16 protein-coding genes are annotated in these 17,736 nt (G+C 38.3%); 12 read left to right on the top strand and 4 right to left on the bottom strand.

The genetic code is table 11. The annotated features are described in order from the left end of the window. Nucleotides 1-204 precede the first annotated feature (204 nt). From NSQ41_RS06780 to NSQ41_RS06795, 4 genes are all read left to right on the top strand, one after another. The gene (locus NSQ41_RS06780; protein ID WP_339199565.1) at nt 205-1,560 is read left to right on the top strand and encodes a TrkH family potassium uptake protein; all 1,356 of its coding nucleotides are present in this window, start codon (nt 205-207) and stop codon (nt 1,558-1,560) included. A gap of 48 nt (nt 1,561-1,608) precedes the next feature. Further along, on the top strand, nt 1,609-3,594 hold the full coding sequence (locus tag NSQ41_RS06785; protein ID WP_339211601.1) for a penicillin-binding transpeptidase domain-containing protein: 1,986 nt from the start codon (nt 1,609-1,611) through the stop codon (nt 3,592-3,594). Between the two features lie 388 nt (nt 3,595-3,982). Further along, nucleotides 3,983-4,138: a hypothetical protein gene (locus tag NSQ41_RS06790; protein ID WP_094245525.1), complete on the top strand. Its 156-nt coding sequence runs from the start codon at nt 3,983-3,985 to the stop codon at nt 4,136-4,138. Beyond that, entirely contained in the window at nt 4,128-4,277 is a 150-nt protein-coding gene (locus tag NSQ41_RS06795) for a hypothetical protein (protein WP_165381907.1), read from the top strand. The genes NSQ41_RS06790 and NSQ41_RS06795 overlap by 11 nt, the downstream gene beginning before the upstream one ends. Here NSQ41_RS06795 and NSQ41_RS06800 read toward each other — a convergent pair. Next, the gene (locus NSQ41_RS06800) at nt 4,274-6,043 is read right to left on the bottom strand and encodes a DUF4080 domain-containing protein (protein WP_339211284.1); all 1,770 of its coding nucleotides are present in this window, start codon (nt 6,041-6,043) and stop codon (nt 4,274-4,276) included. The two genes, NSQ41_RS06795 and NSQ41_RS06800, sit on opposite strands and share 4 nt — an antisense overlap. 491 nt (nt 6,044-6,534) lie before the next feature. Between NSQ41_RS06800 and NSQ41_RS06805 the strand changes: the two genes are divergently transcribed. From NSQ41_RS06805 to NSQ41_RS06820, 4 genes are all read left to right on the top strand, one after another. Continuing rightward, on the top strand, nt 6,535-7,281 hold the full coding sequence (locus tag NSQ41_RS06805) for a FadR/GntR family transcriptional regulator (RefSeq protein ID WP_063389375.1): 747 nt from the start codon (nt 6,535-6,537) through the stop codon (nt 7,279-7,281). Between the two features lie 299 nt (nt 7,282-7,580). Next, entirely contained in the window at nt 7,581-8,300 is a 720-nt protein-coding gene (locus tag NSQ41_RS06810; RefSeq protein WP_063389374.1) for a (Fe-S)-binding protein, read from the top strand. A gap of 18 nt (nt 8,301-8,318) precedes the next feature. Further along, nucleotides 8,319-9,752 carry a LutB/LldF family L-lactate oxidation iron-sulfur protein gene (locus NSQ41_RS06815; protein WP_063389373.1) on the top strand — a complete coding sequence of 478 codons (1,434 nt, stop codon included), beginning with the start codon at nt 8,319-8,321 and terminating at the stop codon, nt 9,750-9,752. Continuing rightward, a complete protein-coding gene (locus NSQ41_RS06820; protein WP_339199575.1) occupies nt 9,749-10,468 on the top strand; it encodes a lactate utilization protein C in 720 nt (239 codons plus the stop codon). Before NSQ41_RS06815 ends, NSQ41_RS06820 begins: the two co-directional genes overlap by 4 nt. A 284-nt stretch (nt 10,469-10,752) precedes the next feature. Here NSQ41_RS06820 and NSQ41_RS06825 read toward each other — a convergent pair whose 3' ends face one another. Continuing rightward, nucleotides 10,753-11,754 carry an acyltransferase family protein gene (locus NSQ41_RS06825; protein ID WP_066247926.1) on the bottom strand — a complete coding sequence of 334 codons (1,002 nt, stop codon included), beginning with the start codon at nt 11,752-11,754 and terminating at the stop codon, nt 10,753-10,755. Between the two features lie 174 nt (nt 11,755-11,928). Between NSQ41_RS06825 and NSQ41_RS06830 the strand changes: the two genes are divergently transcribed. Together NSQ41_RS06830 and NSQ41_RS06835 are read left to right on the top strand one after the other, a co-directional pair. After that, nucleotides 11,929-14,085 (top strand): PAS domain S-box protein, encoded by a 2,157-nt coding sequence (locus NSQ41_RS06830; RefSeq protein ID WP_339199578.1) that lies wholly within the window; start codon nt 11,929-11,931, stop codon nt 14,083-14,085. Between the two features lies 1 nt (nt 14,086). Next, a complete protein-coding gene (locus NSQ41_RS06835) occupies nt 14,087-14,581 on the top strand; it encodes a methylated-DNA--[protein]-cysteine S-methyltransferase (RefSeq protein ID WP_339211286.1) in 495 nt (164 codons plus the stop codon). A 180-nt stretch (nt 14,582-14,761) separates the two neighbouring features. On the opposite strand, the gene NSQ41_RS06840 is transcribed toward NSQ41_RS06835, so the two are convergent. Beyond that, entirely contained in the window at nt 14,762-15,922 is a 1,161-nt protein-coding gene (locus tag NSQ41_RS06840; protein WP_339199581.1) for a toxic anion resistance protein, read from the bottom strand. A gap of 5 nt (nt 15,923-15,927) precedes the next feature. Continuing rightward, nucleotides 15,928-16,554: a 5-bromo-4-chloroindolyl phosphate hydrolysis family protein gene (locus NSQ41_RS06845; RefSeq protein WP_339199583.1), complete on the bottom strand. Its 627-nt coding sequence runs from the start codon at nt 16,552-16,554 to the stop codon at nt 15,928-15,930. A 179-nt stretch (nt 16,555-16,733) separates the two neighbouring features. Between NSQ41_RS06845 and NSQ41_RS06850 the strand changes: the two genes are divergently transcribed. Further along, on the top strand, nt 16,734-17,048 hold the full coding sequence (locus NSQ41_RS06850) for a YbjQ family protein (RefSeq protein ID WP_094245531.1): 315 nt from the start codon (nt 16,734-16,736) through the stop codon (nt 17,046-17,048). A 418-nt stretch (nt 17,049-17,466) separates the two neighbouring features. Beyond that, the gene (locus NSQ41_RS06855; protein WP_063389366.1) at nt 17,467-17,715 is read left to right on the top strand and encodes an aspartyl-phosphate phosphatase Spo0E family protein; all 249 of its coding nucleotides are present in this window, start codon (nt 17,467-17,469) and stop codon (nt 17,713-17,715) included. Nucleotides 17,716-17,736 lie beyond the last annotated feature (21 nt).

Consider the following 17,736-nt stretch of genomic DNA (forward strand, 5'->3'; position numbering starts at 1 on the left):
TATTTTTAATAAAAAGATATAAAAAAACAAGTATTTTATATGGAATTAATAAGTTCAGATAAATTTTTCTTGAGTATGAATTTGTAGAAATTGACACAATAACAAATTTTTCAGTTTCGATGATCAAAATTGGAAAAACCTCTTTAAAAAAACTTGTACTTTCTTTATGATAGTATGAGCAGTAAAAAAAAGGATTGAACAAGGATGCTAGTAAATATTCGTAATCGATTAGTTTCACTATCACCAGCTCAGATGCTTGCTATTTTTTATTTTTTAGCTATCACAGTTGCGGTCATTTTGCTCAGTTTGCCGTTTGTTCACAAACCGGATGCCGAATGGACGTTTTTGGATGCATTGTTTACTGCTGTTAGTGCAGTAAGTGTAACAGGGCTGACAACTGTTTCAATTATTGATACGTTTACCGTTCCGGGGATTTTTATTTTAATGATTGTTCTCCAAATTGGCGGCATCGGCATCATGACGTTGGGCACATTGTTTTGGCTCGTTTTAGGCAAAAAAATAGGCTTAAGGGAACGTCAGTTGATTATGGTTGATCAAAATCAATTGAATTTGTCCGGCATTGTAAATTTAATGAGGCAAATTATGTTGATGATTTTGATTATTGAACTGATCGGCACCATCATATTAGGCACATATTATTTAAAATATTTTCCGGAATGGAAGGAAGCTTATTTGCATGGCATGTTTTCTGCCATCAGCGCCACAACGAATGCCGGCTTTGATATAAGCGGTTCGTCGCTCGTACCTTTTGCACATGATTATTTTGTCCAAATGGTTCATATTATTTTAATGACGCTGGGAGCTATCGGATTTCCAGTTTTGATTGAGACAAAAAACTTTATTTTGACAATTGGAACAAAAAGGACATACCGGTTTTCCTTGTACACAAAATTGACAACTGTGACATTTTTCGCATTGGTCGTTATTGGAACAATCCTGATCTATCTAATAGAATCAAGCAATTATTTATCTGATAAAAGTTTTCTCGAATCTTTCTTCTATGCTCTGTTTCAATCAGCTACCACAAGGAGCACAGGGCTTTATACAATGGATGTCAGCATGTTCAGCGAGACGACTTTGCTGATTATGTCCATATTTATGTTTATAGGTGCTTCGCCAAGCTCTGTGGGTGGCGGTGTCAGAACGACTACCGTTGCAGTCATTTTGCTAGTTGCCTTTCATTTTGCGAAAGGTTCCAGCACGGTGAAAGTATTTAAACGGGAAATACACCCAGATGATATAAAAAAATCAATTGCCGTTATGACAGTTTCTGTTATTTTGTGCTTAACTTCGATTGTCATATTATCTGCAACAGAACGGTTTACGTTAATGGAAATTATCTTTGAAGTTTGTTCAGCCTTTGGAACAACAGGGCTTTCGCTTGGCATTACACCTGAACTTAGTCCGATCGGAAAAATCATAATCATGATCATGATGTTTATTGGTCGGATCGGCATTTTATCGTTTATCTTTTTAATTGGAAAACAGAGGAAGGAAGCCAATTATCATTATCCGAAAGAACGGGTAATTATTGGATAAAAAAGAATTGTGATAAAATCATAGGGGAGAGGGGGAATTTTTGTGCGGATTCGAAAGCTTTTTTTTAGTGTTTTTGTCGTGCTGGTGCTTTTTTCGGGATGTTCTAAAGATCCAAAGCCGGAGGATCGTTTTGCAGACTTTGTTGCCAATTGGAGAGACCAAAATTTTTCGGAAATGTATGACCAATTGACTGCCAATGTGAAAAAAAATATCAAAAAAGACGAATTTGTTTCCCGCTATGAAAAAATTTATCAAGATTCAGGTGTGAAACAGCTGAAAATCGACTTTAAGAAACCGAAAGAAGAAATAAAGCCTGATAAAAACGGAAATATTACATTCCCATTTGCTGTTTCAATGGAAACATTAGCGGGGAAAATAAGCTTTGAAAACAAAGCCGTTTTAAAAAAAGAAGAAACAGATAATGGAAACGATTGGCGAATTGAATGGAATCCTTCCTTTATTTTTCCTCAGCTTGATGAAGGAGAAGAAATTTCCATCCAGCCGATCGCGCCGGAAAGAGGGGAGATTTTTGACCGAAATGGAAAAGGACTTGCCATCAATGGCCTGTTGTTTGAAATCGGTGTAGTACCGGGAGAAATGAAGGAGCAAAAAGAAACCATTTTGGAACAAACAGCGAAGCTTCTTGAAGTTTCCAAGGAGGAAATTGAGAAAAAATTATCCCAAGGCTGGGTGAAGGAGGACTCATTCGTCCCGCTGAAAATCGTAAATCCGGCTGATACAGAGCTTGTCAACAAACTTTTAGCCATTCCTTCCGTTAAGAAAAAAAATGTAACGGGAAGAATGTATCCTTTTGGCGAGAGCGCTGCCCACTTGACTGGCTATTTGCGGTCAATGTATAAAGAAGAGCTTGAGAAATATGAGGAAAAAGGGTACAGCTCTTCTGAGCAAATTGGCGCAGCTGGATTGGAGCAAGTTTTTGAAGATGAGCTGCACGGAACGACAGGCTGGATCATCAAAGTAAAAGGAACAGATGAAGTGATCGCCAAAAAAGAAGCTGAGAACGGAAACGATATTTACCTTACAATTGATGCTGATCTTCAGCAAAATATTTACAAAGAATTATCAACTGATTCCGGTGCAAGTGTCGCAATCAATCCAAAAACCGGAGAAACTCTGGCTATGGTCAGTGCGCCGTCCTATGATCCGAACGATTTTTTGACGGAATACAAGAAGAAAAAAGATGATCCGAATAAACCGTTTATGGCTAAGTTCAAAAATTTGTATACACCTGGTTCTGTTTTAAAGCCGCTCACAGCAGCGATTGGGCTCAATACCGGAACGATTGATCCGAATAAAAAGATTTCCATTCCAAAAGATACTTGGCAAAAAGACGGGAGCTGGGGCAATTATTATATTAAGCGGGTTCCATCCCCTGCAACACAAGTTGATTTGCGCGCTGCTCTTGCCTATTCAGATAATATTTACTTCGCTCAGGCTGCTTTAAATATTGGAGCCGAAAAATTTATAAAAGGACTAGAGTCCTTTGCATTTAATGAAAAAATTGATTTTCCGTTTCCTGTTGAAACATCGAAAATTGCAAATAACGGTATGGATAATGAAGTGCTTTTAGCCGATTCTGGATATGGACAGGGACAAATTCAAATCACTCCTCTTCATTTATCATACACCTTTACAGTATTTATCAATGGCGGAAACATGATTAAGCCCGTATTAATAAAAGAAGAAGAGAAGACACCATCCAATTGGAAAAGCCATGTTGTTTCAAAGGAACATGCGAATTTGATTTTTCAAGATTTGATTCAAGTGGTGGAGGATCCGAACGGAACGGCGTATAAACCTCGAACTCCAGGATTGAAGCTGGCTGGAAAAACAGGAACGGCAGAGCTGAAAGCGGCAAAAGGAGAAAAAGGTCAGGAAAACGGTTGGTTTGTTGCTGTTGATGCGGATAAAAAAGATCTTTTAATAACGATGATGATTGAACGTGTTGAAGATCGCGGAGGAAGCCATTACGTGGTTTCGAAAGTAAAAAATATTTTCAAAGCTAGAAAGTAAAAAAGGTCAACCATCCATTGCGAAGATGAATAGAATAAACGAATTTCAGTGTTGTCATGAATCGCTTCTTTCATTGTTTGGCAGTTTTACGAAATTACGCCAAATAAGAGCGGTTCTTTTTTTATGCAAACAAAGTGCTAAATCATCACTTTTTTTAGCTGCAAAACAGAAAACGGTCCAAAATTGCCGAATAGCTTGAAGTATAAAGCATCAAAATTGCCGCTTAACCTGTTATAAAAGAAGCACAAAATACCCTTGCGGAGCAAGAAAAAACTTAAGCATTGACGATCGGGCATCCATATGGAAGCACATCCCTTTTTCCATCTTTTATAGAAACAGCTGAATAAATGGTTTGTTTCTGAAAAAGATAAAAAAGAAAGGATGCAGATTGAAGAGGAAACAAGCATATAATCAAGCAGAAAAAACGAGCAAAACACCAACAGAAAGCCTTCCTGAAAAAGAATTTTCAGCATCCTATACAGATGAAGACCCGATGAAAGGGGCTAACCGAAATTCAAAAAAGGGGAAAGCACATGGATCATAATAAAAACGTAAAGAACAAAAAAGATGTGAAACAAGATTTGGAATTTGGCAATGAACTGGGAGATTTTAATGCTGCGAAAATTTACGATATTTTAGAAGAAAACAAAAGAAAAACAAAAACAAAAGGTGAGGGATGTTAAGCTTCCCTCACCTTTTTCAGCGAAGTATACGGAAAAGAAAACATATGCGGCTGGTGATCGCTATAGTTGTAATAAACTAACAAAATTGCCGGCTCTTTTACTAATATCTTTTTTTGCAAATACAGCTCAGGATTAAATGGAAGAATTTCTAAAACCGTATGCTTATATAAATCTTTTTCCGAAAGAGACAGATTTAAAAAGGTTTTTCCAAGCATTTCAGGATTGGACAGGACAAATTGATAGATTGCTGATTGCTCCTGTTTTTTAAGCTTTTCATCCCACCATGGCTTTCGCGGCTTTTGCTTCTGATTGCGCAAATAATCGTATTTCAGAAACCCTTCAACAATTGGCAAATGTTCTCGTTTGCGTTCTTGAATAAACGAAAATAATCTTCGAAACAAATCTTCGAGCTGATGACCAATTCTTGCCCATCCGCGTTCATCCCAGTAGGCGCCAAATTCTTGAAAGAAATCAAAAGGCGTCTCAAACACTTCTTCTACTAAATATTCCACTGTCGCGTCCATTCGATGGTCGTTCCAAAATTTCTCAAGAACATCTTCCACCTGTTTAATTTTGAGAATATCTTCAAAAGAGAGAACGTTGTTGCTTAAAATTTCGTATGGCGGTTCATCCATATACACGTAGCCAAAATGTTTAGCTCCAATTCGAAGACCAGTCCCTCTGAGCAATTTTAAAAAACCAAGCTGCAGTTCTTCAGGTCTTAATGCAAACACATCGTTAAAAGTTTTGCGAAAAGAGTTGTAGTCTTCTTCAGGAAGTCCGGCAATTAAATCAAGGTGCTGATCTATTTTTCCGCCTTGTTTGATCATCGTCACCGTTCTGGACAGTTTTGCGAAGTTTTGCTTCCGTTTCACTAATTCGTTTGTGAAATCGTTTGTTGATTGAACGCCGATCTCGAATCGGAAAAGTCCTTTCGGTGCGTTGTCATTTAAAAATTGAATCACTTCCGGGCGCATAATGTCGCCAGTTATTTCGAACTGGAACACGACGCCCGGAACATGTTCATCAATTAAAAATTGAAACATGTCCATCGCATATTTCCGGCTGATGTTAAACGTTCGGTCGACAAATTTAATTGTTTTCGCACCGTTTTTCATTAAATAGCGAATATCTTCCTTGATTTTCTCCCGATCAAAATAACGAACCCCAACCTCAATGGAAGATAAGCAAAATTGGCAGTTGAAGGGGCAGCCGCGGCTCGTTTCAATATAAACAATCCGTTTGCTAAGATGTGGCACATCTTCTTCAAATCGAAAAGGCGACGGCATCATTCGCAGATCAATTTTGTTCCTCTGCGGATTTACAATGACTGCTCCGTCTTTTCGAAAAGCTAAACCGCTCACGTTTTCCCATTCTTGGTTTCCATGTGCTTCCCGCAAAAACTGCTTAAACGTTTCTTCCCCTTCTCCTACGATAATAAAATCAATCTCTGGGATTTTTTCAAGCCATTCTTTCGTATCATAGGATACTTCAGGCCCACCAAAGACAATGATGGTTTCCGGCTTTATTTTTTTCAGTATTTTCGCCACTTTGATTGTTTCTGCAATGTTCCATATGTAACAGCTAAAACCGATTATGTCCGGTTTTTTTCGAAACAAATCTGTTACAATGTTCATCGCGGGATCTTTTATCGTATATTCTGCCATTTGAACTTGAAATTCAGGCTCGGCATATGCTTTTAAATAACGTATAGCCAAGTTCATATGAATGTATTTGGCATTTAATGAACTGACAATGATGTTCATATTTCCACACCTTTTTCATAATGGATATTGAGAAGTTGCGATTTTCTACATTATTGTAACATATTCTTTTCAAATAAGAAGAAGCAGGGATTCACCCTTTTGATAAGTTTTTCGTACGCGTTCTTTTCCGTTTCTATCAATCACCTTAACAAGTCTACGGCTATAAAGCATATTCGTCGAGTGTTTTTGTCATTTTAACTGGTACAGTAAAAGTGAGTTACATATTAGACGTTCGTAACGGATGAAGCATTGTTTAAGAGTTTAGACAAATTTCTCTTTTTTTATGATGAAGTTTCATTCAGTCATTTGCGCGATTTCGGAGACACAGGTCTATGATTCCTTCCAAAAAAGTTGTCAAAAAAGAAAAAGTTTATGGTTAGACGCTGTTATTTTTTCGCCAACACTTTGATTTTTATAAGTCTTTTCCAGTAAAATAAATGTACCGATATTTTGGACTTCATTTTGTTTAGTTGAACTTTGGGGTGAAGCAAATGGAATATAAACAAATCAAACCGAGAAAGCTTTATGAAGAAGTGGCGGAAGCCCTTTTAGATATGATTAAAAAAGGAGAAATAAAACCTGGAGAAAAATTGGAATCCGTTCATCAGCTTGCTGAAAATTTTCAAGTCGGCCGTGCAGCGATTCGTGAAGCATTAAGCGCATTAAGAGCAATGGGGATTGTTGAAATGAAACAAGGGGAAGGAACGTTTGTAAAAGAGTTTGATCCCATGTCATTCACGTTTTCTCTTTCGACAGCGGCGTTAATGAATATGAAAGATATTGAACATTTATTAGAGGTTAGAAAAATATTAGAAGTCGGTGCTGCATTTACTGCTGCAGCAAAGCGGACGGAGCAAAATCTCCATGATATGAAAGCTGCGCTTGACGAAATGCTTATCCATATAAACGATGAAGAATTAGGAGAAAAAGCGGATTGGAAGTTTCATAAAGCGATCGCAGCCGCTACGCAAAACCCCATTTTATTAAGCTTAATGAACAATGTAGCCGACATGATTGTTGAAACGATGCGGGAAACACGAAAAATTTGGCTTTATTCAGAGCAAGTAACCGCAGAACGAATTTTTCAAGAGCATAAAGCCATCTTTACAGCAATTGAACAACAAAACGCGGAAGAAGCACAGCATTTAATGCTCGCACACCTGACAAATGTTGAAAAGGTTTTGAAAAAACATCATAAAGCCCATATAAAAACAGGGGCTAAAACAGAGTCTTTTTAACTAGGAATTGACATATGATGCAAGCGTTTTTACACATGCCGTCTCTGACTTGAACTGACAAAAGAACTGTTGTTTTTTGCGGCAATAAAAAATTTTTCGGGAGAAACCCGTTTGGCCCGCTTCGACAAAGGATAGCTGCTGACATCTCAAAGATGTTGGCGGCTTTTTTTATGAATAAAGCAAGCATATTCCTTTCTAGTCATCAGATGACCTGTTGACTAAAGATAAAAAAAGCGATAAAGTGAAAAGAAAAGGGTTACATCTTAGTTGAAACTGTTTCACAAGGCGGGGGGAGCAAATTGAAAGTTTCATTATTTGTCACATGTTTAGTGGATGTATTTAACGGTTCAGTAGGCAAAGCAACAGTTGAGCTTTTAGAAAGACTTGGATGCGAAGTAGAATTTCCGGAAAGCCAAATTTGCTGCGGACAGCCTGCCTATAACAGCGGATATGTTCAAGCGGCAAAAGAAGCGATGAAAAATATGATTCTCACCTTTGAACATGCCGATTATGTTGTCACACCTTCCGGATCATGTGCCACGATGTTTAAGGAATATCCGCACATTTTTGATGAAGATCCGGTTTGGAAAGAAAAGGCGCAAAAGCTTGCAAATAAGACGTATGAATTAACACAGTTTATTGTAGATGTTTTAAATTTGGAAGATGTGGGCGCAACATTAAAAGGAAAAGCAACCTATCATACATCATGTCATATGACCCGTCTTCTTGGAGTTCAGGAGGCACCATTTAAATTGCTGGCAAACGTGAAGGGGCTTGAATTGGTTCCGCTTCCAAATGCATATGATTGCTGCGGCTTTGGCGGAACGTTTTCCGTCAAAATGGAACAAATATCTGAACAAATGGTTGATGAAAAAGTTCGGCATATTGAGGAAACCGATGCCGACTATTTAATCGGGGCAGACTGCGGCTGCTTAATGAATATTGGGGGGAGAATAAGCAGGAAAAATAAACAAGTGAAGGTCATGCACATTGCTGAGGTGTTAAACAGTATCGAATAATGGAGGGGGGAAAGCAGGATGGCAATGAAAATTTCGGATCAGCCGTTTGATCAAAGGGTGCAAAAAAATATTGAAAACGATTTTATGAGAAATGCAGTCCAAGATGCTCAAGAAAGGCTGAGAAAAAGACGTCTGGAAGCTGCTGAAGAGCTTGGCAATTGGGAAGAATGGAGATCGCTCGGTGAACAAATCAGAAAGCATACATTGGAAAATTTGGACTATTATTTACACCAGTTAAGCGAAAATGTTGCAAAAAGGGGCGGACATGTTTTTTTTGCTCAAACAGCGGAGGAAGCGAACGATTACATCCAAAGCGTTATCAAGAAAAAAAAGGCTCGCAAAATTGTCAAATCGAAATCGATGGTGACGGAAGAAATTCATATGAATCAATGTTTGGAGGAAGCGGGCTGTGAAGTTATTGAAACGGATCTAGGCGAATATATATTGCAGATTGATGATCATGATCCGCCTTCGCACATTGTAGCCCCAGCCCTGCATAAAAATAAGGAACAAATTCGAGATGTGTTTCAGCGAAAACTTGGGTATGAGAAAACAGAAAAGCCTGAGGAGCTTGCACTCCATGCTAGAAAAATGCTTAGGGAGGAATTTTTAACAGCGGATGTCGGCATCACAGGATGCAATTTTGCCATTGCCGAGTCCGGATCGTTTTGTTTAGTGACAAATGAGGGAAATGCCCGCATGGTGACGACCATTCCGAAAACACAAATAACTGTCATGGGGATGGAAAGAATAGTTCCAACATTCGAAGAACTTGATGTGCTTGTCAGTCTTTTGACAAGGAGTGCAGTCGGTCAAAAATTAACGAGCTATATAACGGTTTTAACTGGTCCGAAACAAAAAGAGGATGTTGACGGACCGGAAGAATTCCATTTGGTGATTGTTGATAACGGACGAAGCAAAATTTTAGGAACTGAATTCCAGCCTGTTCTTCAATGCATTCGTTGTGCAGCGTGCATTAACGTCTGTCCTGTATATCGGCATATAGGCGGCCACTCGTACGGATCGATTTACCCAGGTCCGATTGGCGCTGTATTGACGCCGCTTTTTGGTGGTTATGATGATTTTAAGGAATTGCCTTATGCTTCCACACTATGTGCCGCTTGTACGGAAGCATGCCCCGTAAAAATTCCGCTTCATGAACTTCTCCATAAGCATCGGCAAGTAATTGTCGAGCGGGAAGGACGAGCGCCAATAAGCGAGAAGCTGGCGATGAAGGCATTTGGAATAGGAGCATCGAATCAAAAACTGTATCAGTGGGGAACAAAACTGGCGCCAGCAGCCCTCAAACCGTTTTCGAAAGACGGGAAAATTTCCAATGGACCAGGTCCTTTGAAAAATTGGACGTCCATACGTGATTTCCCGGCACCGGAAAAAAACAGCTTTCGCGAATGGTTTCACAATCGTAAAAAAGAAAGTGGTGATCGTTCATGAACGGAACGATTCAAAATCGAGATTCGTTTTTGCAGATGATAGCTCAAAGGTTAGGACGAAATCCCCGGAAGGAAGGGGTGGAACGGCCCAGCTGGTCATTTCACCCTCAAGAAAAAACACTTGCTGGTTATTCTTCCGACGAACTGGTTGATGCATTTATAAAACAATGTAAAAATGTTCATGTCGATGTATACAGAACGACTTCCAAATCATTGAAAAATACGCTGAAAGAGGTGATTGCTTTTTATGGAGGCGGTCCGATTGTGACGTGGGACGATCATCGGTTTGAAGCATTCGGGCTGATGCCTTTTTTATTGGAGGAATTGCCAAACGAAGGAACAGACGTGCATATATGGGATCCTGAGCTTGGAAAAGAAAATATTCAAATTGCGGAAAGAGCAAATATCGGAATTACGTTCAGCGATTATACACTGGCTGAATCCGGAACGGTTGTCTTGTTGAATGGGGGAGGGAAAGGAAGGGCGGTCAGCCTTTTGCCGACAACGTATATTTCCATTATTCCGAAAAGCACGATCCTCCCTAGAATGACACAGGCCGCCAGAAAATTTCATCAAATGGTGGAAAAAGGCGAAACGATTTCTTCCTGCATTAATTTTATTACAGGACCGAGCAATTCAGCGGATATTGAAATGAACTTAGTGGTTGGCGTACATGGGCCAATTAAAACAGCCTATCTCATTATTGAAGATTGCTGAATGGATTGACTAAAAAATTGAACATCTGGCGAAGTCCATCGAGGGGCCTCGCCAGATTTTTTTGGCAAATGTTCGAATTTTCCATACCCCGCTAGGACCTCTGACTTATGACTTGTTTTTAAAGTTAGAAAGTTTAGGAACTGCGACGCCTTTGAAGTTATTTCTCTAACTACTCTAGATTGTTGTTTCAGCATCTCGGACTGTAGAAAAGACCTATTTCTGAAAAGCTATTAGAAGCCGTTCTATTTATGTGATGTGACTGTCTGTGTGCGTCAGCCCCGGTCTTATAAGCCTTTTACTATTTTTTTTAGCATTGTCGCTCGAAGTTCAATGATTGGCTGTGCGATCGTTTTGACAAAGCGGCTCGACAGCAAGAATGTAACGACAATTGAAACAATGGCGAATACCGTGATGCTTTCTATTTCTGTAAGCCAGCTTTCAAGTTCGCTGTCTCTGAACGATTGAATGATAAATCCGTGCAATAAATAAACGTAAAAAGTTCTTGTGCCCCATTCAGTGAAAAATTGACGCTTTTTCGGTATTAACGAGAAAAATCCGAACGTCGTAATCAAAGTAAGAAAATAAAATCCGAGCCGCACCAGCCCTGAAAAGATATCCGTTTCGCCAAAAGCTGAATAAGGCATGGAACCGAACAGCCACTCATACTCAAAAGGCAAATAGAAATACGTCACAAATGTAAGCAACAGAGCACTTGCCCCTAAAGATCTTGCAGGCAGCTTCGTCATCATGGCAAAATGTTCTTTCTTTAAATAAAAACCTATTAAAAAAATAGGAAAAAAGACTAGTGTACGTGACAAGCTCAAATAGTTGCTGATGAAATCAAAATATCCAGCTGCAATACCGATAAAGAACGAAAGTCCTAAAGCGACCAATTTATTCAATTTAGAAAACGGGATCAGCATGACGTTCCAGAAAAACAAACTTATTAAAAACCAGAGGGACCAGTGCGGATTCAAAGGATCAATTGAATGGAGCAGATTGTCGCCTTTAATCAAAACATAATAAACTGTATAGATGCCATGAAAAATGAAATATGGCAAAATGAGTTTTTTGGCTATTTTTTTAACGTATCCCTGTTTGTTAAACCCTTTGGCAAAAAAGCCGGAAATTAAAATGAACGCAGGCATATGAAACGTGTAAATAAATTTGTATATGTTCATCATAATGTAATTGTCTTCAATCATCGATCGAATAAAATGGCCGAACACGACAAGAAGAATTAATATAAACTTGGCGTTATCAAAGTAGCTGTTCCTCTCATTCATGTTATCACCTTCAAAAAAAGTTTCGATTTAAAATATAAGACAAATTCAACATTTTGTAAACAGTCGTACTGAAAGGTACATCGAATTGACTAAATTGACAGTGCATGAAGGATTCTAACGTAATTTGTAGAAAATGTAAATATATTGAGAGTGTTAAAATGAGAGGTGGGAAGTTTGAAGCAAAACATTGCAGCCATTGAAGAAGATTTGTTGGCAAAGCGTTTAAAAAAAGCGCAACAAGAAAATGAAAAATTAAAAAAATATTACGAAATTTTCGATCGATCAGTAGATGCTATGGTGCTTTTAGATCATCACGGCAAGTTTTTTCAAGTAAATCAGTCAGCATGCCGCCTTTTTGAAATGGAAAAAGAAGTCATACTAGAGAAGTCGATAGATGATTTTGTAGCAGCTCTGCCAGGAAACGAATTTATAAAAAATTTTTCTGATCATGAAAAACAGCAATATGCGGAACTCATGTTAAAACTGGAAAACGGCCGAATCAAATATGTTGAATACAGCATCATTGAGAACATTTACGGCACATACAATCTTGCTATTTTTCGGGATGTTTCTTCGAAAAAAATTCTTGAACAGGAACGATCGATCAATGAACAGCTGTTTCCGGATTTATTTGACCGTGCTGTTGACGGCATTGTCATTTTTGATTACGAAGGATTTATTATAGATGCCAATCAATCATTTTGTACAAGCTTTTGCATTCCGAGTGATGAACTCAAAAACTATAAATTTTCAGATTTTATCGAAGATGAGAAAATGAAAAAATATTTTTATGAAGTATTGTTTGAAAAAGGAAAAATGAAAGGAGAAATGCCTGTCCGATTAAAAGACGGAACGCGAAAAATTTTTGAATTTACGACCACGTCAAACATTTTACACGGATTTTACATGTCGATATTGCGCGATATTACAGAGAAGAGGCTTATGGAACAGCAAATTTTGAAGAGTGAAGAAAGGTTTAGAGAAATTTTTGAAAATGCTCTTGATGCCATCCTTATTTGGGATCATTTTGGAAATATTATACGCGCGAATCAATGGGCTTGCCGCATATTTGAACTCCCCTTTGATGAACTGTTGAAAAGCAATTTAATGCGATTTATCAATGCAAATGATCCAAAGTTTTTGCAGGTGAAAGATGAATATTTAAAATCTGGTGCCATCCGGGAAGAATTAATGTTTTACATGCCGAACGGACAAAAGAAGCAGCTCGAATTCACATCAAAATACAACCCGAAGGAAAAAACCCATATGACCATATTGCGAAATATCAGCGACCGGAAACGAATGGAAAAAGAATTGCGTGAAAGTGAACAAAAATTTCGGAATGTGTTTAACGGAGCGATGGACGGCATCCTTCTGTTTAATGATGATTGGGTGATTGTTGATGCCAATCCTGCTGCAATGCAAATTTTAGGATTAACACAAGACCAAATTGGACGTGATTGCATATTCCGATTTTTTCCCATTCATTTTAAAAGTGATTGGAAAATGGATGGGTTGACGAAAGAATTTGCGATTACGGTGAAAAATAAGCAGGAAAGAATTCTCGAATGTTCATTTAAACGCCACATTATTGAAAATATGAATTTAGTTATATTTCGCGATATCACCGAAAGAAAAGAAATCGAAGAGCGGCTGAGAAAATCGGACACTCTCAATATTGTTGGGGAATTGGCAGCCGGAATAGCCCATGAAATCCGCAATCCAATGACAGCGTTAAAAGGATTTATCCAGCTGCTGCAAGGAAGCATAAAAGAAGATTATTCCATGTATTTCAATGTCATTACTTCTGAGCTGAAGCGAATTGAATCAATCATTGATGAATTTCTTATTTTGGCGAAGCCTCAAGCTGTTCGATTTGAACAAAAAAATATTGTGAAAATCATGAAAGATACGATAGAATTATTAAATGCACAGGCTATTCTAGTAAATGTGCAAATTCATTTAGACTACGGGGAAGTGCCGGATATATTTTGCGAACCCAATCAATTAAAACAAGTTTTTATTAACATATTAAAAAATGCAATCGAAGTGATGCCAAATGGAGGAAATATTTATGTTTCGATCACAAAAGAAGATGATCACCGGGTTCAAATTTCCATTCAAGATGAAGGGCCAGGCATTCCAAAAAATAAACTGAAGCGGCTTGGGGAGCCGTTTTATACAACGAAAGAGCGGGGAACAGGCCTAGGTCTTATGGTAAGCTACAAAATAATTAAAGAGCACAATGGGAAAATTGATGTCAAAAGCAAAGTAGGGTATGGAACGACATTTTATATTTCGCTCCCTATCAATGGTCAAGAAGGTGTGTAGGATGTACTTTTTGCATACAATGAACAGCCCTATTGGTACGATCGGGATTATAGAGGAAAAGAATCGAATTGTCTCTTTGTTGATGGACGAGCAGGAGCTTACAGAGCTTCTGGCATCTTCAAAAGTTGTGGAACATAAAACGGATCTATTGGAAGAGGCTGCGAAACAGCTTAAGGAATATTTTCAAAGGAAACGAAAAATATTTTCCCTTCCCATTTTTCCAAAAGGCACTTCATTTCAGCAAAAAGTATGGAAAGAGTTGATGAACATTCCATACGGTGAAGCTAGAAGCTATCAATATGTTGCAGATGGGATCGGAAATCCGAAAGCTGTTCGGGCAGTTGGCCAAGCCAATAAAGCGAATTCTATCCCGATCATAATTCCTTGCCATCGGGTGATTGGCAAAAACGGAGCGCTTGTAGGCTATGCAGGCAATCAAACGGATAAAAAAGCTTTTTTGCTGCAATTAGAGCAGTGCAAAAATTGGGCATCATAGAACCTTTCAAAATGAAAAACTCTGCGATGCCTGCGCAGAGTTTTTAAAAAATTTGCTGTTTTTACGATGTAAATGCCGTGCCGGTTCTGCATGAGCATTTAAAAAAGCTTGGACGAATCACTCAACAGCTGTATATGTGTAAAATCTTTCCTCTATAAAAATCATCCCGGTTTGTCTTTTTTATTCTTGTTTAAATTGCAATAGTCTCGTTTTTAAGTCTTTCTCGAGCTGCATTAGTTCTTGCTCAGCCTGCTGCCTTTTTAGACGTCCTTCCTGTTGGATCCTGAGCGTTTCTTCGATTGTTGAAATTAGGTCGTCCTGTGTTTTTTTCAACGTTTCAATATCGACGATGCCTCGTTCATTTTCCCGGGCTGTTTCAATTGTGTTTGCTTTCAGCATTTCTGCATTTTTCAAAAGCAGCTCGTTCGTTGTTTTCGTCACTTGCTTTTGGGCCTCCAGTGCTCCTTTTTGCCGATATAAGGTGAGAGCGATCGCAATTTGGTTTTTCCATAAAGGAATGGACGTCAAAATGGAGGATTGGATTTTTTCCGCTAATGTTTGATTCATATTTTGAATCATCCGGATTTGCGGAGCCGTTTGGATTGTAATTTGCCTAGATAGCTTTAAATCATGGATCCGTTTTTCCAACCGATCAGCAAATTGAAGCATGTCGTTTACTTCTTGAACCGCCATTTGATCTCCAGTTGCTTCCGCTTTTTTTTGCAATTCCGGTATTACTTTTGTATGGAGCTCCTCCAATTTTAATTCACCAGCAGCGATGTAAATGTTTAGCGCGTGAAAGTATTCCTTATTATGCTCATATAAACGATCGAGCAATTGAATATCGGACATCAGCGCTTTTTTTGAATTTTCCAGCCGGACTGTAATGCGTTCAATTTGTGCCCCGATTTTTTGGTATTTGGATAAAATTTCATTGATCGAACTAGATATTTTCTTGAAAAGACGAGAGAAGAAGCTTCGTTTTTCCGGTTTTAATTCTTCCGGGTTTACTTGTTCGAGTTTGCTCATCAGCTCTTTTAAAATATCGCCTATAGGCCCGATATCCTTTTTTTGAACATAGTCCAGCATTTCGTGGGAAAAACTGGAGAGCTTTTGCTGAGCGGAAGCCCCAAATTGGACGATCGAATGCCGGTTTTTGTAATCAATTTGAGCTGCCAGCTGTGCAGCCTTTGCTTTATGCTCCTGTGAGAGCATGTCGATAAATTTTTTCGGCTGTTCTTCTTCGCCGACTGCTAAAGGTGATGCGGGCTTATCTTCTTTTTCTCCAAATGGGTCCTTTAATAGATCATCTAATAGATCCAACTCTTTCTTTTCTTCCAACGTAATCACCTATCTTTCCATTTCGTTGTTTGTTTTTTCGCAACATTTAATTCAAATTGAAGATGTTCGATATCATTCGATAAAACGGTGATTAAATCTTTCTCCAATGATTCGCAAATTTGATTCAACATCTGTTTCGTTTCTTCCAATGATGATTTAACGTTCTGATCGCGGATCGGCTGGGCGGAAAGAAACGTATACTTTTCTGCAAGCTCCACGCAAGAATCTAAATGATAGAAAAAGAATGATTCGCCTTGATAGAAGCGTTTCGGCTCCTTTTCAACGACATGATATATACGTTTGGAAAGCCTGATTGCTTCGACAAGCTGCTGAATCGTTCCGAGCGATCGGGCTCTAAATAAGGTGCGCTGCAGTCGGGCAATTTTTTGTCTTGCTTCCTTTAAATTTTCCTGTACATATTTGTATTCACTGGCTGTCAATCCGTTTTGCTTCAGCCAATTTCTTTTTTGCAGCCATTTGGTGATATAATAGACGATAATACCGCCTGCAACAGCATACAAAGACGATTGAATGAAAGCTTGGTCAAATCCTAAAAACAAGGCAAACCAAAGAACAGACATCGAACAAACAGCAATAAAACTTCTTATTAAAAACAAGAATATCGATTTCATGATCCTACCCCTGTCAGCATTGTTTAATAAATTTACGAACAAACGGAAAGCAAGGTTTCGCTTTTTACTACAATTTTACTACAATTTAGAGAAAAAGTAGAATGATTTGTGAATCGGAATGGAACGAAACGTTTTTTCAAACGTAATAAAGTAAAAAAATAAATAATGGAGGGAAATCCATGATTATTACAACAACCAATTCTTTGCAAGGAAAGGAAATTGAAGAATACTTGGGGATTGTCAGCGGTACAACCATTCTTGGGGCAAACATTGTCCGCGATTTTTTGGCAGGCATTACGGATATTGTCGGCGGCAGGAGCGGCGCATATGAAAGCAAGCTTTCAGAAGGAAGGGAAGTAGCTATTGAAGAAATGACAGCGAAAGCTAAAAATCTGGGCGCCAATGCTGTGATTGGAGTGGATCTTGACTTTGAAACATTACGAGATGGGATGATGATGGTTGTAGCAACTGGAACAGCTGTAAAAATCCGATAAAATTGCGCTGTTTTTTAGGCTTGTCATTGTGATGATAGAAATAAGCGCAGCTTTTCTTAATGAAAGGAAAGAAATTTCCGACAATATTTTAAATAGAAATCAAGCATCTTATCATTGCTCAAATATTGTCCTTCGACCTATAAAACGGCAGCGGTTATTGAGGCAATAAGCTTTGGTCTGTTGTCAGCGAGTAAAAAAGAAGTCGAATTTTTTCTTTTAAAAAGGCTTTTGGATAAGCTTTTTATGACTGTATGAATGTTTTGACAATCCTCCTTACGTAAATATTAAAGAGGATTGTCAAATACTTGTGTAAAAATATTGTCTAAATTTGCGAATCTATTTACAAAAATAGTAGAATCTGTAATAATAACCGAGTGCGTGTCTTTAGACCGCGAGATTTGGAAGGAGGATATGAGAAATGGCAACGGAAGAAGAGCTGCGCAAAGAAAAGCTGTTCATAGAAATCATAATAAAAAGGCAAAAAATGATTGAGATGGCTCAAGTAAACGGGATGAACAGCAAAGAGACGATTGAGCTGAGCCAAGAACTGGACAAGCTTTTAAACAAATACCAGCAAATGGTAAGCAGCGATGAGAAAAATCAATCGATTTTCCACCCTATGAAATGGACATTAACAAATCCTTTTGTTGCAACGGTTGAAAAATAAAGAAAACACATATTTGACAAG

It is taken from the genome of Aeribacillus sp. FSL K6-8210, assembly GCF_037963925.1.
In the GTDB taxonomy this organism is placed as follows: domain Bacteria; phylum Bacillota; class Bacilli; order Bacillales; family Aeribacillaceae; genus Aeribacillus; species Aeribacillus composti.

What these genes read in the sequence shown, in the direction of transcription:
- NSQ41_RS06780 (WP_339199565.1), top strand. Translation starts at nt 205, where the DNA reads ATGCTAGTAAATATTCGTAATCGATTAGTTTCACTATCACCAGCTCAG.
- NSQ41_RS06795 (WP_165381907.1), top strand. Translation starts at nt 4,128, where the DNA reads ATGGATCATAATAAAAACGTAAAGAACAAAAAAGATGTGAAACAAGAT.
- NSQ41_RS06800 (WP_339211284.1), bottom strand. Translation starts at nt 6,043, where the DNA reads ATGAACATCATTGTCAGTTCATTAAATGCCAAATACATTCATATGAAC.
- NSQ41_RS06805 (WP_063389375.1), top strand. Translation starts at nt 6,535, where the DNA reads ATGGAATATAAACAAATCAAACCGAGAAAGCTTTATGAAGAAGTGGCG.
- NSQ41_RS06815 (WP_063389373.1), top strand. Translation starts at nt 8,319, where the DNA reads ATGGCAATGAAAATTTCGGATCAGCCGTTTGATCAAAGGGTGCAAAAA.
- NSQ41_RS06820 (WP_339199575.1), top strand. Translation starts at nt 9,749, where the DNA reads ATGAACGGAACGATTCAAAATCGAGATTCGTTTTTGCAGATGATAGCT.
- NSQ41_RS06825 (WP_066247926.1), bottom strand. Translation starts at nt 11,754, where the DNA reads ATGAATGAGAGGAACAGCTACTTTGATAACGCCAAGTTTATATTAATT.
- NSQ41_RS06835 (WP_339211286.1), top strand. Translation starts at nt 14,087, where the DNA reads ATGTACTTTTTGCATACAATGAACAGCCCTATTGGTACGATCGGGATT.
- NSQ41_RS06845 (WP_339199583.1), bottom strand. Translation starts at nt 16,554, where the DNA reads ATGAAATCGATATTCTTGTTTTTAATAAGAAGTTTTATTGCTGTTTGT.
- NSQ41_RS06850 (WP_094245531.1), top strand. Translation starts at nt 16,734, where the DNA reads ATGATTATTACAACAACCAATTCTTTGCAAGGAAAGGAAATTGAAGAA.
- NSQ41_RS06855 (WP_063389366.1), top strand. Translation starts at nt 17,467, where the DNA reads ATGGCAACGGAAGAAGAGCTGCGCAAAGAAAAGCTGTTCATAGAAATC.